The organism is Bradyrhizobium sp. URHC0002 (assembly GCF_054059515.1).
In genome coordinates this window covers 8,853,232-8,867,752 of record NZ_JBSSCF010000001.1, presented here as the reverse complement: position 1 = coordinate 8,867,752, position 14,521 = coordinate 8,853,232, and the positions used below count along the sequence as shown (strand labels likewise).

Annotated in this window: 15 protein-coding genes; 10 read left to right on the top strand and 5 right to left on the bottom strand. The window is 62.9% G+C overall.

Annotated features, from left to right (window positions below; all coding sequences use genetic code 11):
• Positions 1-37 precede the first annotated feature (37 nt).
• Genes ACVWVY_RS42760 through ACVWVY_RS42745 form a run of 4 tightly spaced genes read left to right on the top strand, consistent with a single transcriptional unit; the run spans position 38 to position 3,078 of the window.
• Positions 38-1,135 (top strand): Gfo/Idh/MocA family protein, encoded by a 1,098-nt coding sequence (locus tag ACVWVY_RS42760; protein ID WP_456632015.1) that lies wholly within the window; start codon positions 38-40, stop codon positions 1,133-1,135.
• A 12-nt stretch (positions 1,136-1,147) separates the two neighbouring features.
• Positions 1,148-1,789, top strand: a complete 642-nt coding sequence (locus ACVWVY_RS42755; protein WP_456632014.1) for a ThuA domain-containing protein — start codon at positions 1,148-1,150, stop codon at positions 1,787-1,789.
• A complete protein-coding gene (locus ACVWVY_RS42750) occupies positions 1,789-2,838 on the top strand; it encodes a LacI family DNA-binding transcriptional regulator (protein ID WP_456632013.1) in 1,050 nt (349 codons plus the stop codon). Before ACVWVY_RS42755 ends, ACVWVY_RS42750 begins: the two co-directional genes overlap by 1 nt.
• Before the next feature lie 15 nt (positions 2,839-2,853).
• A complete protein-coding gene (locus ACVWVY_RS42745; protein ID WP_456632012.1) occupies positions 2,854-3,078 on the top strand; it encodes a hypothetical protein in 225 nt (74 codons plus the stop codon).
• A gap of 106 nt (positions 3,079-3,184) precedes the next feature.
• Here the strand turns inward: ACVWVY_RS42745 and ACVWVY_RS42740 are convergent, their stop codons facing one another.
• Positions 3,185-4,612, bottom strand: coding sequence for an MATE family efflux transporter (locus ACVWVY_RS42740; protein WP_456632011.1), 1,428 nt, complete (start codon positions 4,610-4,612; stop codon positions 3,185-3,187).
• A 102-nt stretch (positions 4,613-4,714) separates the two neighbouring features.
• Between ACVWVY_RS42740 and gcvA the strand changes: the two genes are divergently transcribed.
• Positions 4,715-5,593, top strand: coding sequence for a transcriptional regulator GcvA (gene gcvA, locus ACVWVY_RS42735; RefSeq protein WP_456632010.1), 879 nt, complete (start codon positions 4,715-4,717; stop codon positions 5,591-5,593).
• Here the strand turns inward: gcvA and ACVWVY_RS42730 are convergent.
• Complete coding sequence (locus ACVWVY_RS42730) at positions 5,590-6,477, bottom strand: LysR family transcriptional regulator (protein WP_456632009.1); 888 nt, start codon at positions 6,475-6,477, stop codon at positions 5,590-5,592. The two genes, gcvA and ACVWVY_RS42730, sit on opposite strands and share 4 nt — an antisense overlap.
• A gap of 143 nt (positions 6,478-6,620) precedes the next feature.
• Here ACVWVY_RS42730 and ACVWVY_RS42725 point away from each other — a divergent pair, with 143 nt between their 5' ends.
• Genes ACVWVY_RS42725 through ACVWVY_RS42715 form a run of 3 tightly spaced genes read left to right on the top strand, consistent with a single transcriptional unit; the run spans position 6,621 to position 8,709 of the window.
• A complete protein-coding gene (locus ACVWVY_RS42725) occupies positions 6,621-7,301 on the top strand; it encodes a hypothetical protein (RefSeq protein ID WP_456632008.1) in 681 nt (226 codons plus the stop codon).
• Between the two features lie 44 nt (positions 7,302-7,345).
• Complete coding sequence (locus tag ACVWVY_RS42720; RefSeq protein ID WP_456632007.1) at positions 7,346-8,248, top strand: SDR family oxidoreductase; 903 nt, start codon at positions 7,346-7,348, stop codon at positions 8,246-8,248.
• A 47-nt stretch (positions 8,249-8,295) separates the two neighbouring features.
• The gene (locus tag ACVWVY_RS42715) at positions 8,296-8,709 is read left to right on the top strand and encodes a nuclear transport factor 2 family protein (RefSeq protein ID WP_456632006.1); all 414 of its coding nucleotides are present in this window, start codon (positions 8,296-8,298) and stop codon (positions 8,707-8,709) included.
• A gap of 120 nt (positions 8,710-8,829) precedes the next feature.
• Here ACVWVY_RS42715 and ACVWVY_RS42710 read toward each other — a convergent pair whose 3' ends face one another.
• Genes ACVWVY_RS42710 through ACVWVY_RS42700 form a run of 3 tightly spaced genes read right to left on the bottom strand, consistent with a single transcriptional unit; the run spans position 8,830 to position 11,739 of the window.
• Positions 8,830-9,828 (bottom strand): SIS domain-containing protein, encoded by a 999-nt coding sequence (locus ACVWVY_RS42710; RefSeq protein ID WP_456632471.1) that lies wholly within the window; start codon positions 9,826-9,828, stop codon positions 8,830-8,832.
• An 11-nt stretch (positions 9,829-9,839) separates the two neighbouring features.
• Positions 9,840-10,784: an N-acetylmuramic acid 6-phosphate etherase gene (locus tag ACVWVY_RS42705; RefSeq protein ID WP_456632005.1), complete on the bottom strand. Its 945-nt coding sequence runs from the start codon at positions 10,782-10,784 to the stop codon at positions 9,840-9,842.
• Between the two features lie 19 nt (positions 10,785-10,803).
• A complete protein-coding gene (locus ACVWVY_RS42700; RefSeq protein ID WP_456632004.1) occupies positions 10,804-11,739 on the bottom strand; it encodes a BadF/BadG/BcrA/BcrD ATPase family protein in 936 nt (311 codons plus the stop codon).
• 117 nt (positions 11,740-11,856) lie between these two features.
• On the opposite strand from ACVWVY_RS42700, the gene nagA reads away from it, so the two are divergent.
• Positions 11,857-13,035 (top strand): N-acetylglucosamine-6-phosphate deacetylase, encoded by a 1,179-nt coding sequence (gene nagA, locus ACVWVY_RS42695; protein WP_456632003.1) that lies wholly within the window; start codon positions 11,857-11,859, stop codon positions 13,033-13,035.
• The gene (locus tag ACVWVY_RS42690) at positions 13,036-14,238 is read left to right on the top strand and encodes an aspartate kinase (RefSeq protein ID WP_456632002.1); all 1,203 of its coding nucleotides are present in this window, start codon (positions 13,036-13,038) and stop codon (positions 14,236-14,238) included.
• Positions 14,239-14,521 lie beyond the last annotated feature (283 nt).

The following is a 14,521-nucleotide window of genomic DNA, read 5'->3' as shown; positions in this document are numbered from 1 at the left end:
TGGCCTCGGGCCGCATCGATACGAACGGAGAACACGAATGCGAAAAGTCGGCATCGGAATCATCGGCTGCGGCGTTATCAGCACCGCATACCTGAAGGCGGCGCAGCGTTTTCCCGTCCTCGACATCAAGGCCGTAGCCGACATGCGCAGCGATGCCGCCGAGCGGCGTGGCGCTGAGTTCGGTATTCCGGGGATGCGCGTCGATCAGTTGTTGAAGCGTGACGATGTTGAGATCGTGATCAACCTCACGGTGCCGCTGGCCCACACCGACGTCAGCCTGGCCGTGCTCAATGCCGGCAAGCATGTGCACTCGGAAAAGCCGCTCGGCATCAACGTGGCCGAGGCGAGAAAGGTGATGGATCTGGCGGCGACCAGGAATCTCCGCGTCGGCTGTGCGCCGGACACGTTCCTCGGCGGCGGCCACCAGACCGCGCGAAAACTGATCGACGATGGCGTGATCGGCATGCCGGTCGCCGGCAGCGCCTTCTTCATGTGTCCGGGCCACGAGCGGTGGCACCCGGCGCCCGGTTTCTACTATCTGCGCGGCGGCGGACCCATGCTGGACATGGGACCGTACTACATCACCGATCTCGTGCAGCTGCTCGGCCCGGTCGCAAGCGTCATGGGCTCGACCGCGCGGCCGAAGTCCGAACGGCTGGTGACGAGCGAGCCGATGAACGGGACGTTGATTCCCGTCGAGGTGTCGACCCATGTTGCCGGCACGCTGGAATTCGAGAGCGGCGCCGTCGTTTCGATTGCCATGAGCTTCGACGTGCCGAAGCACCGGCACGCGCCGATCGAGATCTATGGCGACAAGGGCAGCGTCCTGGTGCCGGATCCCAACCGGTTCGGCGGCGAAGTGCAGGTGGCGAAAGCCGGCGGGGAGTGGGAAACGATGCCGCTCACCCACGGTCACGTGGAAGGCGAGTTCCGTTCGATCGGCGTCGCTGACATGGCGACCGCAATCGTCACCAATCGGCCGCACCGCGCCAGCGGCGCGCTCGCCTTGCATGTGCTCGAGGTAATGGAAGCTTTCCAGCTCTCCGCCGACGAAGGCCGGCGCGTCAAGATCGAGAGCCGCGTCGAGCGACCGGCGATGATGCCGGCGGGACGTGACACCGGACAAATCGACTGAAGGACAAAGACAATGCGCAAGGCGATGATCGTATGGGGCGGCTGGCCGGGGCACGATCCCGATTTGTGTGCCTCGATGATACGGGGCTGGCTGAAAAAGGAAGGGTTCGAGGTCCGGATCGAGACCACGACGGCGGCATTCGCCGATCCGGCGATCCACGACCTGTCGCTGATCATTCCGATCTACACGATGTCGAAGATCGAGAAATCCGAGGCGCTCAACCTCTGCGCCGCCGTGCACGGCGGTGTCGGGTTCGCCGGGCATCACGGCGGCATGTGCGATGCGTTCCGCGATTCGGTCGACTATCAGTTCCTGTGCGGCGGCCAGTGGGTCGCGCATCCCGGCAACATCATCGACTACAAGGTCGACTTGACCAAGCCGGACGATCCGATCATGCGGGGGCTTCGCAGTTTCGAGCACCGCTCCGAGCAATATTACATGCATGTCGACCCGGCCAACGAGGTGTTGGCGACCACGACCTTTACCGGCGAGCATGCCCCCTGGATCGACGGCGTCGTGATGCCCGTGGTCTGGAAGAAGCGCTATGGTGAAGGTCGGGTGTTCTACTCCTCGCTTGGTCACCGCGCCTACGAACTCGACGTGCCGGAGATCAAGACGATCATGACCCGCGGCCTGTTGTGGGCGGCGCGCTGATGGCGAGCGGCGAAACCAGCTCCGCCGGACGTGCGACGCTTGAAGACGTCGCGCGTGTCGCGGGAGTTTCGCTGGCGACCGTCGACCGTGTGGTCAACCGGCGCGAGGGGGTGCGAGAAAAGACCATCGCGCGGGTCGAGGCGGCCGTGCTGAGGCTCGGTTACCGCGCCGATCCAGCCGCAACACGGCTGGCGCGCAACCAGAGTTTCCGCTTCGCCTTCATTCTGCCGACCGGCAGCAACAGTTTCATGATGAACCTGACCGAACAGGTCGAGCGCACGGCGGATTGGCTGATCGGCCAGCGTGCCTTCATCGACATCCTTCATGTCGACGTGTTCGATCCGGACGCGCTGGCGGGCGCGCTGGAACAGCTTTCGCCCGCCTATGCAGGCGTCGCCACGATCGCGCTGGATCATCCGCGGGTGCGCGCCGCGATCGACGATCTCGCCGCTCGCAACGTCGCGGTGGTGACGCTGGTGTCGGACGCGCCGAACTCGCGCCGCATGCACTATGTCGGCATCGACAATCCCGCCGCCGGCCGCACCGTGGCGACGCTGATGGGCCGCTACCTGTCGGGACGCAAGGGTGCGGTCGGTGTCATCGTGGGATCACTGTCGCTGCGCGATCATGCCGAACGCCAGTTCGGATTCCATCAGATACTGACCAGCGAATATCCCGAGCTCATGGCACTGCCGGCGCTCGAGGGGCGCGACGACAGCGAACGCACCCGGGTGCTGACGGCCGAACTCCTGAAGCGGCATCCCGATCTGCTCGGCATCTACAGCGCCGGTGCCGGCAATCGGGGTATTGCCGCGGCATTGGAGGATGCCGGCCGGACCCGCGATATCGTCTGGATCGCCCATGAACTGACCCAGCACACCCGTCGGTTTCTGCTGCACGGCACGATCGATGCCATCATCAGTCAGGATGCCGGCCACGAAGCGCGGTCGGCAGCACGCATCCTGCTGGCACATTGCCTGGCTGAGCCGGTCATGCCGGACCAGGAGCGCATTCGCATCGACATTTTTCTGCGCGACAATCTGCCGTAGGCCGCGCTGCGAAGATTGCAACCGGGTTCGGTCACCGCATTAGGCATTCTCCATACGTGTCTCGGGCAAGAGGATTCTGTCGATCTCAAAGCCATCATGCGGCAATCGCACGACGACGCGGAGCTGGTGCGTGTCATCAATCAGGCGATCCGCGATAAGCCGCGCGGGCATGACTTCGTGATCGACCGAACCGGTGCGTCACCGGCGCTTTCACGGCATATGTCAGCGACGGGAGGATAGACGTTCAGAGCCAAAGCTCGCGGGGCCGCACGGCCTGCCTCCGCCGTTGGTCTTGGCGTGGCAGCCGTTCGCCCGCTCTGCAGACAAAACAGACTTCCATTGAGTGTCACTCATAGCCTGAACGGTAGATCAGCGGTGGCAGTGCGAGCACGCCGAAGGCCACCATTCCCAGTGCCACGGCAATGAAATTCCAGGTAACGTCGGCCTTGAGCCAGACCACCACCAGCCCTCCGAGCACCGCGATGGCGGCCCTGAGCAGCGCGGCGATGATTGAGGCTTCCATGCGCCTGGTCGCCTGTCCGACGCAATAGAGAGCATAGCCGATCCCGAAGAATCCAAAGAATGGCCCAACGCGGTGCAGATATTCTGCGCCGACTTGCAGCGCGGCTGGATCCTGGCTGAACAGTCCGATCCATGCTTTCGGAAAGGCAGCAGCAGTCAGTCCAATCGATTCGGTCAGGGCGAAGGCTATCAACACGCCGATCCAGGACGCCTTTACAGCTCGTTCTACCTGGCCCGCACCGAGGTTCGCGCTGATCACGATTCCCACCGGACCGCCGACGCCGTAAGCGAGCGGAACCAGAAGAAATTCGAGCCGCGAGCCCGCACCATAGCCGGCCAAAGCCTCGACGCCGCCCGTTGCCACATAGGCCGTGACGATCGCGAGCGTCAGATTCGTGGTGGAGGAGACGACGGCCGACATACCGCCGACACGGAGGATGGCGAGCGCCGACGCCAGCGAAACCCTTGGCAGACGAATCGACGGCTTGAGGACGCCAAACCGGCCCCAGAGATAGGCCGCGTAGGCCAGCGTTCCCAAGGCGTAATAGGCAAGCATCGCGACGGCGCCGCCCGAGGGACCAAGACCCTGGTAGCCAAAGGCGCCAAAGATCAGCGCCTGCGAAAGCGGGACAAGCATCAATCCGCCGCCACAAACCACCATCACCGGAACCTGCAAGTTGCCGGTGCCGCGAACCACGGCCATCAGGAGATTGAACAACCAGATCACCGTGGCGCCCGAAAAAATGATCGAGGAATAAGAGACGGCGATCTCCAGAGCATTTCCGGCGACGCCCATGTGCGCGTAAAGGGTTGGGCCCAACGCAACCATGACGGCTGTCGTCGCAAGGCCGAGCGGAACGCCCAGCAGGACGGCGTACCAGGCGTAGTCGCTGGCTTCGCCGATCCGGCCGGCCCCGAGGACACGTGCAACGGTCGTGACGATGCCGCCGCCGAGCGCGCCTTGCGCGATGGCGACCACCAACGAAATCAGCGGAAACACCGGCGAGACACCGGCCAGGGCATCGACGCCCGTCCGCGATACGAAATAGACCTCCAGCAATCCAATGAGGATCTGGACGATCATCACCGTCGAGTTGGGCACTGCAAGCCGCAGGATCGTGGGCGCGATCGGCTTCGCCAGCAGCATGTGGGTGCGGGCATCTGTTTCTAAGGGACGGGCGCGAGCTTTGCTGCACGCTTCGCCCAGCGAAAGCGTGCGCGCTTGAGGTGACAGGACGCAGGAAGCTTGCATGACCGGTGCTCCATCTTGGAGCCTGTGCAATTACTCCCGGGGCGACCGCGGATCGAACGATATGATTTGACAGGACATGTTAGCGTTCCTAACAATTGGCGAATGACGCGTTTACCGCCGCTGGAAACCTTGCGGGTGTTCGAGGTGGCCTGCCGCCACGGCAGCTACTCCGAGGCGGCGCGCGAATTGCACGTGACGCACAGCGCCGTGAGCCAGCGTATCAGGCAGCTGGAAGAGGAACTGGGCCTCACGCTTTTCGAGCGGCAGGGCAACCGGATGGTGCCTACGCCGAGTGGACTGAGACTGCAGGCAGGCGTCAAAGGCGCCTTTTCGGAATTGAACGCAGCGCTCGGCAACATCAAGACGCGTCGGACCGAGGCAGAAATCGCGGTGAGCCTGCTGCCGGTCATGGCGGCCCGCTGGCTGGTTCCGCGCCTTCCCCGTTTCACGGCCCGCTATCCGCACATCAATCTGCACATCAAGACCGGCCAGTCGCTGGCCAATTTCAAATCAGACGGCGTCGACATCGCGATCCGGTTCGGCACGGGCGATTGGAAGGGCCTGCGGGCCATCAAGCTTCTCGATGAAGAGCTTTTTCCGGTATGCAGCCCGAGCCTCAACGACGGGCGATTGCCGAAGGACCCCGCATCGATGTTATCGGAGCCGCTGCTGATCGACCGTAACGTGTCGTGGCGCGCCTGGTTCAGGTCTGCCGGTGTGACGCTTGATCGCGATATCGCGGGCACCTCCTACACCGATACGAACGCCCTGATGGAAGCCGCGGTGGCAGGACAAGGGATTGCGCTCGGCCGCCTCTCGTTCACGCGATCGGATATACTGGCGGGAAAGCTGGTTCGCCTGTCCGAACACAGCTTGCGTCTTTCTCACTGCCACTATGCGGTTTACCCGATCGCTTCGGAATCCAACCCGGCGCTGGTGGCTTTCCGGGACTGGCTGTTCGAAGAGGCCCGACGCACTTAGGAAGCGCCAGCGAGCTTGCCGACCCTTGAAAGCAGCAGCTTCAGGATCGGCGACTTGTTCGCCTTGTGGTAAGCGAGAACCAGGTCGAGCGTGGGCACCTCTCCCTTCACCGGGCGTGTGGTTATCGATTCCGGCAGATATCGTTTCGTGTAAGCCGGCAACAGCATGACCGCGCGCGTCGATGTGATCATCGATATGGCGTGGACGACATTGTGCACTTCATGCTCCGGTTTGAGGTCGATGCCGGCCCGGCTGAAATACTCCAGGACGACACGGCGCACCGCAGGGGCGGCCTTGGACGGAAGCAAGAAGGCTTCCTTTGCGATCTCTTCCGGCGCGACTGCTGCATGCGATGCCAGGCGGTGGTCGCTCGGAAAAACAAAAACCAGCGGGTCTGTACGCACGCGCCTGTAGATCAAATCGTCCATGTGCTCTTCCGACCGGATGAAGGCGGCATCAAGCTTGCGCCGCATCAAGGTCTTGGCCAGTACTGGAGAGTAATCGCTCGACAGGCGGATTTCGATGCCGGGAAACTCGTCGCGAAGGACGCGCTCCACCTCCGGCAACAAGCCGATTTCGGCCCCCGACATAAAGCCGAGAGCAAATGTCGGTCGCGTCGGCTGAGCGGCACGTAGCGCCGCCTCCTTGGCGGCTTCTGCCTGAACCAGTGCCATTCGTGCATGGTCCAGAAACGCCTTTCCCGCTGACGTCAGCTCAACACCGTGCGCGCTGCGACGCATCAGCTGAACGCCGACTTCCTCTTCGAGATCCCGGATTTGCCGGCTGAGCGATGGCTGCGAAGTGTGCAGCTTTTGTTCGGCGGCAACGGTCAAACTGCCGGCATCGGCCACGGCGACGAAGTAGCGGAGATGCCGGAGCTCCATATAAACCTCCCATATCTCACAGGCATGGGGCCAGCTTACAAAGTCTTTTTCAGGCGGGCCAGCGGCTCCTATAGCAGGAGGGCACTGTACGCGGGGGTCTGCCCGCCGGGCAGGGCGTATCCCGATCCAAACAAGATGAAGGCATGCGCATGCGCACAGGCATCAAGGCGTCGCTGTTGTTCCTTCTGGTGATGACAGCGATTGGCGAGGCCGCTGCGCAGTCCCCGAGCACCCAACCGAAGGCAAGCGGCATGGAAACAGACGTCACGAAGGTCAAGCAGACGATGCTCGGAAACTGGGAAAGCATCGCCCCGGAGGTGCGGCCGAGCGCAGCCAAGAATGCAGATGGCTCGCTCAAGCCGTTCTACCTCAAGCGTGCTTTCAAATATCTGCCGTCTGACCGGTTCGAGCTCGAGATCATCAACTCGGCCGACCCTTACGGTGCCGTGCCGCTCGCGCGCATCAAGATCGGCGGGCACATGCTGTGGCAGGGCCCACATCCGATCGCACCGGGCGCACAGAAGGTCGATTTCATCGCCGATGAGAGCTACGAGGTGACGCCGCTCGCGCAAGGGTTTGCCGATGTGCTCAACAAGGTCGCCGCGGATGGATATGGTGCCTGGAACGTCAACACACCCCAAAGCGTATTCGGAAAGAGCTTTGTTCCATTTGCTCTGAAGGAGGGAACAAACTTCATGGAGTACGACCTTGTCTATCTCAGAGGGGATTTGCTGTTCTGGGGCGCTCGCAATATCGACGGCCGCGGCTTTGATACTGAGCAGAACCGCCCCGCCAATCTTCAGATCCCGCTGATCCGAAAGTAAGCGCGAGTATGCGAAGCGATTTGATCCCTTAAGCAGGTCGTTTCATGGCTGGTTCGGAAATCCCTTCACTGGTCGGCAGAACCGCCGTTGTCACTGGGGCCACGGGCGGTCTCGGTTACGAGACGGCGCTGGCCCTGGCCAAGGCCGGTTCGGAGGTCATTTTGACCGGTCGCGACGATCAGAAGGGACGGTCGGCTCTTGAGAAGATCAGCCGCGAAGTGACCGGCGCCAAGGTAACCTACGAACGTCTCGATCTGGCCCGCCTTGCATCGGTCGTCGACTTCGCGCAACGGATGCACGCCCGGCAATCCCTTGATCTCCTGATCAATAATGCGGGAGTCATGGCGCTGCCCCGCCGGCAAACCACGGCGGATGGCTTTGAGACGCAGTTTGGAACAAACCATTTGGGCCACTTCGCTCTCACCGCTCGGTTGATGCCGCTGTTGCGCCGGGCAAGCGGGCCAAGGGTCGTCAGCGTCAGCAGCCTGGCGCACCGTACCGGCTCCATCGATTTCGATGATCTGCAGGGCGCTCGCGTGTACTCGCCATGGAAGGCATATGGGCAATCGAAGCTCGCATGTTTGATGTTCGCGCTTGAACTGCAACGTCGAAGCGATGCTGCAGGCTGGAACCTGCTTAGTAACGCGGCGCATCCGGGATTTGCCCGAACCAACCTGTTCGCGAGCGGTCCGGGCGGACTTGTTTCTGTCGCGACCGGTTTCGCGGCTCCATTCTTCGGGCATTCCGCGGCGGATGGCGCCCGGCCGATCCTGTTCGCGGCGACGAGCCTGGAGGCAAGGCCGGGCGCCTATTACGGGCCCGGAGGATTTAGTGAGCTGCGAGGGGCACCGGCGCCCGCACTGATCATGCCACAGGCGCGCGACGAAGCGACGGCCGCGAGGCTTTGGGAAGTGTCCGAGAAATTAGCGGGCACATCGTTCGAATAGCGGCAGGCAGATGTAACTGCCCGCGTGTCTCGAAGAGGAGAAATGCGATGGCCACCCCAACCAAACCGGGCAGCGAAGACCGCCGCGTCCAAACCGTCCTGGACGCGTTTGATACCCTTTTCAACAAGCGCGACTACGCTTCCGCCGAGCACTTCTGGTCTCCGCGTTATATCCAGCACAGCGCACATATTCCGCCCGGCCGTGATGGTCTGTTTGGGCTGGTCAAGACCTTGCCCGCGACGCTGCGCTACGAGAACCACGTTGCGGCGGCGAGCGGTGAGTTCGTCATTCTTCACGGGCGGTTCAGCGGACACGGCCTGCCGGCGGCGTGGGTCGTGGCTGACATCGTGCGCATGGAGGATGGCGTGCTCGCGGAGCACTGGGACGTCATCCAGGACGAGGCCACGCGCGAGCAATCGCGCAGCGGTCTTCCGATGTTTGGCGACCGTTTCCCGGCGTGACCGCGACCGCCCAAAGGATGACACCGCTGCCAATTCTACGATGGAGAGGCAGCGGACCTAGTCGAAAACTGGTGCGGCGGTGCTCCAGCTTTCGGTCGCCAGCCAGCGATAGGTCAGCCGTCAAAATGTCTCGGTAATCTTGCTCAGGCGGGGCGGGCGATCCGGGTCAAATCCGCAGGCGCGCGCCGTCTGTTCGATGATGCGATAGGCTGGAACGAGCATCGTGATCGGGTCGGTGGCGGGGTCATCCTCAGCCAACCAGGGCAGCGAGCCATGCGGTCCGCCGCATAGATGCAGCGCGATCTTTTGCTCGCGCAGTTCTTCTGCCAGTGCGTCCACCGTGGCCGCGGTTTCATCCATGAGGCGCATCATGACAACCGGCGTGCGCGATGATAACGCAGCGCGCGGCCCATGCTGCAACTCGGCAGCGCTCAGGCCAATGGACGGCAGTCGCAGGATTTCCGAAAGTTTGAGCGCGATCTCCCGCGCCGAACCAAGGCCCAGGCCTCGCGCTGCCACAAACACAGCTGACGCTTTGCTGAGATCATCGGCAATCTCGGACCAGTCGAGCGCCAGCGCGCGGTGCAGGCGCTCGGGCAGCCGGTCGAGGGCTGACCGCAGCGCGCGATCTTCCGCCAGCTCAGCAACAAGTCCGGCGCTGGCGGCCATCGAGCCGATCACGGTCTTGGTCGCCGCTACGGAGTGCTCTCTGCCGGCTTCGATCGGGACGACGAACTCGGCTTCGTCAGCCACCGGCGACGAGGTCGCATTGACGATGGCGATGGTGCGGGCGCCCGCGGCGCGCGCCGACCTGGTCGCCGCGACAAGATCCGGGCTGCGCCCGGATTGCGAGATCACGATGAACAGCGCATGGCGCAGTATCAAGGGCGTGCGAAATGCCGTGATCACGGAAGGAGCGCTGGCTGAAACCGGAAGGCGAAGCCGCGTCTCGACAAGATATCTCAAGAAAACTCCGGCATGCCCGGAGCTTCCCCGGCCGCACACGACGCACAGCGGGGCGGAGCCGATCCCAATTCGCTGTGCGATGTCGCGCGTGGCGTGGCGGTTACGAATAATTTTGGTGACCACATCCGCGCTTTCCCCGATTTCGCTCGCCATCGCGGATGTTGTCACGGCTCAACCGCTCCGCCCTGCTTGCGCGCCGCCGCTCCCTTGGGATGTCGGTCAGGATCCTTGGCGAGTTCGGCAAACACGCGCCGAAGATTGCCGTCACAGTTTTTCAGAAGGGCCTCGGCATCAACCCTGTCGACGCCCAATGCCAGAAGGCCTGCCGTCTTGATGTCTCCCTCGGCGAGCTCAAGCGAGCGTGCGGCGAGCGACGGATCGCAGCGCGCGATTTGCGCCACCATGGCTTCGGCGCGTCGCTTCAGCTTGGCATTGGTCGGCTGCATGTTCACCATCATGCCGCGATACACCCGGCCAAGCCGCAGCATGATCCCTGAGGAGATCAGGTTGAGCACAACCTTCTGCGCGGTGCCTGCCTTCATCCGCGTGGAGCCGGCGATCTGCTCGCGGCCGGTTTCGATCAGGATCGGAAACTTTGCCGATGCCAGCAGTGCGGTGCCTGGATTGTTGGCGACGCCGATCGTCACTGCATCGAAAGAACCTGCCTGCTGCAGCGCCGCGACCGTGAATGGCGTTGTACCGCTGGCGGCCACCGCGATCACCACGTCGTGCGACGTGAGCCGCACTGCGTCGATCTGCATCGTCGCATCGTCGACATCGTCCTCCGCGCCCTCGATGCTGGTTACAAACGCGCTGTCTCCGCCGGCAACGATGAAGCGGACGCGCTCCTTGGGCCAGGCGAAGGTCGGCGTCAGTTCGGCGCCGTCCTGGACCGCCACGCGGGCCGAGGTGCCGGCGCCGACATACACAATGCGTCCGTGATCACCCAGCGCCGCTTTGGCCGCTTCGGTCGCCGCAGTGATCGCGGGAAGGGCATGGCCGATCGCCGCGACTGCCGCAAGCTGGCCCTCCCACATCGCTTCCATCGCTGACTTGAGCGACCACGCATCAAGATCGGCAAAGCGAGGATCGACTTCTTCGGTGGCCATACAGTTGATCCATTCGCCATTAAACCCGGAACTTTGAAGCCTGTTCATGGTCAGTTTCTCTGTCAATTTCTCTCTTGGGCAGGTCAAGCCGTCCTCGCGCCACCAGTAACGCGCCGGCCGCCGCGTCGGCGTCAGGACACCTCAGGCGGGCGCGCAGGTCAGGCGTCAGCCAGGGCGTAATGGCGTCCGCGAGCCCGCCTACCAGCGAGAGCCGGTCAATTCCTCTCGCCAGGAACAGATCGAGCAGGTCGCCAATGGCATCGGCCGCGCGTTCGACGATGCGCCGGCCGACCGGATCGCCCTGATTGGCGTGCCGCATCACGATCGGCGCGAACGCCGCGTAGTCTGTGGCCCTGGCTTCTTCGGACCAGGCCACGGCCTGATAAGGATCATGATCGAATGCGCCCAGCACTTCTGAAAGCAATGGGGTCAGCTCGCCGCGGCGATCTGCGGCCCGCAGCGCCAGCCGAACAACCTGCAGGCCGATGTCGGCGCCGCTGCCTTCGTCCGACACGGGAAAGCCGTAACCGGCAAGACGGATTTCGCGTCCGTCGATCAGCCCGACACCCACCGAGCCGGTGCCGGCTACCACGATGGCCCCGTTCGCGCCGCTATGCGCGCCGAGACAGGCCGCCAGGCCGTCGCTGATGAAGATGACGGACGCAAAGGGGTGCGCGATCTTGTTGAGCGCCGTTTCCGCGCCCCGGCGACCAAGACCGGCCAGGCCAATTCCGGCGTGCATCTGCGCGAAATCCTCGCGCGTCAGTCCGGCCTGTGCGGCTGCCGCTTCAGTGGCCTCCATGATGGACCGCCAGGCCTTTTCGAAGCCAATCCGCGTCGTGGCGGGCCCCGAACTCGCTGCACCGAGTACGCTGCCGTTTTCGTCCTCGATCCGGGCGCGGCAGCGAGTTCCGCCACCATCAATGCCGAGATACGTGGTACCTTTTGTTCCCATGGAACGTTAACGCGAAGGTATCGCTCCGGGTCCTCCCAAAGCTCCTTGGTGTACATATGAAGTCTTGCACGAGACTCGTCTCACGAGTCCGTGACTGTTATTCTCGGATCAATACTGATGGGCCACGGTTCTTCCTCTCTCACGATTGCCGCACAGCACATCTTTGATGGTGTCGACATGCGCGGGCCGGGCTCAGTCGAGATCTCGCAGGGGCGGATTGAAAGCATCACCCTCGGCGAGGCAGAGGCGCGCGCCTCGATCCACCTTCCCGCAGACGCGATCCTTGCTCCGGGGTTCATCGACATCCAGGTGAACGGAGGCGGGGGCGTCCTTCTCAACGACCAGCCAACGGAGGCTGGCGTTCGACGCATCGTCGAGGCGCACCGCAAGGAGGGAACCACGGGCTGCTTGCCGACCCTCATCACCGATCGCAGCGAGGTCATTGAGCGATTGGCTGCAGTGGCCCAGGATTGTCTGAAAATTCCCGGCGTTCTCGGCTTTCATCTGGAAGGACCGGCCCTCAACAGGTCTCGCAAGGGCATTCATCCGGAAGCCGAGATCCGCGTGCCCGATCGGCGGGATCTGGCCGCGATCAAAAGTTTTGGGGATCGCGGCCGCTCCATTGCGACCTTGGCCCCGGAATGTGTGCCCGCGTCCATGATCGATGAATTGATCGGCGCCGGATTGCGTATCGCGGCCGGCCACAGCGACGCCACCGCAGCCGAAATCGGGCAGGCGGTCGATCGCGGCGTGTCGGGGGTGACCCATCTGTTCAATGCCATGTCGCAGCTGAACGCCCGGGAGCCGGGCCTGGTGGGCGCCGCGCTGGGGGATGACCGGCTGTTTGCAGGGATCATCTGCGACGGCATCCACGTCGACCCCGCCGGGTTGCGGGTTGCCTTCCGCTGCAAGGGACGCGATCGATTGATGCTGGTCACCGATGCCATGCCGTTGGTGGGCACGAACGACCGGCAATTCATGCTGCAGGGAAGGCAGATCACGTTGCATGAAAACCGCCTGACTGGGCCCGATGGCACGCTCGCGGGTGCTCACCTCACCATGATCGAGGCGGTGCGCAACGCTGTTGCGCTGCTCGAAATCTCCCTCGTCGATGCCCTCATCATGGCCTCACGGACATCAGCGGCATTTCTGGGCCTTGACTCCGAGCTTGGACGGATCGCGCCCGGATACCGCGCGGACCTTGTCGCCTTCAATCCGAACTTTGAAGTCGTCGGTACATGGATCGGCGGTGTCGGCTCGATCGGCGAGGCGAGCGAGGCTTTTCAACGAGGTTAGATGAACAACCATCCCATCATCGTGCAAAAATATGGCGGTGTCTGTCTTGAAACACCGGCGAAAATTCGCGCAGTTGCGCGCAGTCTCGCCGACCTGCATGGCCGTGGCCACCGTGTCGTGGCGATCGTCTCCGCCATGGGCAAGACCACCGACCAATTGATCCAGATGGCTTACCAGGTAAGCCCTATTCCCAATCGCCGTGAACTCGACATGCTGTTAACGACCGGTGAGCGCATCAGCATGTCGCTGATGAGCATGGCGCTTTCCGATCTCGGCGTGCCCGCGATCAGCTTCACCGGCAGCCAGGCCGGCGTGATGACCGACGACTCGCATTCCTCCGCACGCATTCTCGATGTACGGCCCATTCGCGTGCGCGAGGAACTTGATCGCGGGCGCGTTGTGGTGCTGGCTGGATTTCAGGGCGTGAACCCGGCGACCAGGGAAATCACCACGCTCGGCCGGGGCGGCAGCGACACGACGGCCGTTGCAATGGCTGCGGCGCTGAAGGCCGAGCGCTGTGAAATCATCAAGGAAGTCGACGGAATTTGTTCGGCCGATCCGCGCATCGTGCCGGATGCAAAACCCCTGCGGCGAGTGGACTTCGCATCCCTGTCGGAGATGTGTTTCTGGGGTGCAAAGATCCTGCATTTTCGCAGCGTAGAGCTGGCGCAAAGTCAGGATGTGCCTCTGGTTCTCAGGCAGTGGGGTGGCGTTGAACACAGCACGCAAGTGATGAAAGAGGTTGCAGGCATGGAAAACGGAAAGGTTCTGGCCGTCAACTCGATGGCCCGCATTGAGCATGTGGAAATAAAGTCGAAGGATCTCAATCACGGTTTCGAGAAATTCGCGCAGCATCTCAAGCAAAACAGCCTGTCCTGGCCGCAGCTCCTTGCGTCACACTTCGCCGCGGGAAAAACCAGCATGACCGTGGCCTGTGATTCGGAGTGGCTCGACGCCCTGTTGCGCACGCTGGAGGGAGCCAAGGATCTGCGCCAGCAGCGCGAGGCTTCAAGCTCGGTGACTCTCACCTGCTTCGGCGGCGTCTCGTCGGAATTGCCGTTCACGGCGTTGCAGGCTCTCCGGCATCACGGGATTGTCCCCGACAAGTACGTGTTGTCGCCGCATTCGGTCAGTCTGTTTGTCCCCGTGGAGAGCCGGGAGGCCGCGGTTAAAGCGTTGCATTCGCTCGTCGAGCAAACATAGGTGCGAGAACCCGAAGGCCTCGTTGATTTTGCTGCGTTTTCGTTCAGTTTCGGCCGCGTTCATTGCGCTTTGTCGAAGTCGTTTCCGGTGTGAGACCGAGGCGCGCGCGACGATCGAGGTGAAAGCGCGCCCGAGCTGCGGAGGGATGGGTCGCTCCAGCTGAATATCAGCGACTCGTTCCACTGGAGCGAACAGCCCTACCTTCACCTGCTCGGTCGCGCTCCAGCTCACCGTAGCTCACCGGTCCCTCCTTCTGAGATTGCCGGGAACGAGGCGCGCGGAC

What these genes read in the sequence shown, in the direction of transcription:
- ACVWVY_RS42710 (WP_456632471.1), bottom strand. Translation starts at nt 9,828, where the DNA reads ATGGCGAGCGAAATCGGGGAAAGCGCGGATGTGGTCACCAAAATTATT.
- ACVWVY_RS42755 (WP_456632014.1), top strand. Translation starts at nt 1,148, where the DNA reads ATGCGCAAGGCGATGATCGTATGGGGCGGCTGGCCGGGGCACGATCCC.
- ACVWVY_RS42690 (WP_456632002.1), top strand. Translation starts at nt 13,036, where the DNA reads ATGAACAACCATCCCATCATCGTGCAAAAATATGGCGGTGTCTGTCTT.
- ACVWVY_RS42720 (WP_456632007.1), top strand. Translation starts at nt 7,346, where the DNA reads ATGGCTGGTTCGGAAATCCCTTCACTGGTCGGCAGAACCGCCGTTGTC.
- ACVWVY_RS42750 (WP_456632013.1), top strand. Translation starts at nt 1,789, where the DNA reads ATGGCGAGCGGCGAAACCAGCTCCGCCGGACGTGCGACGCTTGAAGAC.
- ACVWVY_RS42715 (WP_456632006.1), top strand. Translation starts at nt 8,296, where the DNA reads ATGGCCACCCCAACCAAACCGGGCAGCGAAGACCGCCGCGTCCAAACC.
- ACVWVY_RS42700 (WP_456632004.1), bottom strand. Translation starts at nt 11,739, where the DNA reads ATGGGAACAAAAGGTACCACGTATCTCGGCATTGATGGTGGCGGAACT.
- nagA (WP_456632003.1), top strand. Translation starts at nt 11,857, where the DNA reads ATGGGCCACGGTTCTTCCTCTCTCACGATTGCCGCACAGCACATCTTT.
- ACVWVY_RS42730 (WP_456632009.1), bottom strand. Translation starts at nt 6,477, where the DNA reads ATGGAGCTCCGGCATCTCCGCTACTTCGTCGCCGTGGCCGATGCCGGC.
- ACVWVY_RS42705 (WP_456632005.1), bottom strand. Translation starts at nt 10,784, where the DNA reads ATGGCCACCGAAGAAGTCGATCCTCGCTTTGCCGATCTTGATGCGTGG.
- ACVWVY_RS42725 (WP_456632008.1), top strand. Translation starts at nt 6,621, where the DNA reads ATGCGCATGCGCACAGGCATCAAGGCGTCGCTGTTGTTCCTTCTGGTG.
- ACVWVY_RS42760 (WP_456632015.1), top strand. Translation starts at nt 38, where the DNA reads ATGCGAAAAGTCGGCATCGGAATCATCGGCTGCGGCGTTATCAGCACC.
- gcvA (WP_456632010.1), top strand. Translation starts at nt 4,715, where the DNA reads ATGACGCGTTTACCGCCGCTGGAAACCTTGCGGGTGTTCGAGGTGGCC.
- ACVWVY_RS42740 (WP_456632011.1), bottom strand. Translation starts at nt 4,612, where the DNA reads ATGCAAGCTTCCTGCGTCCTGTCACCTCAAGCGCGCACGCTTTCGCTG.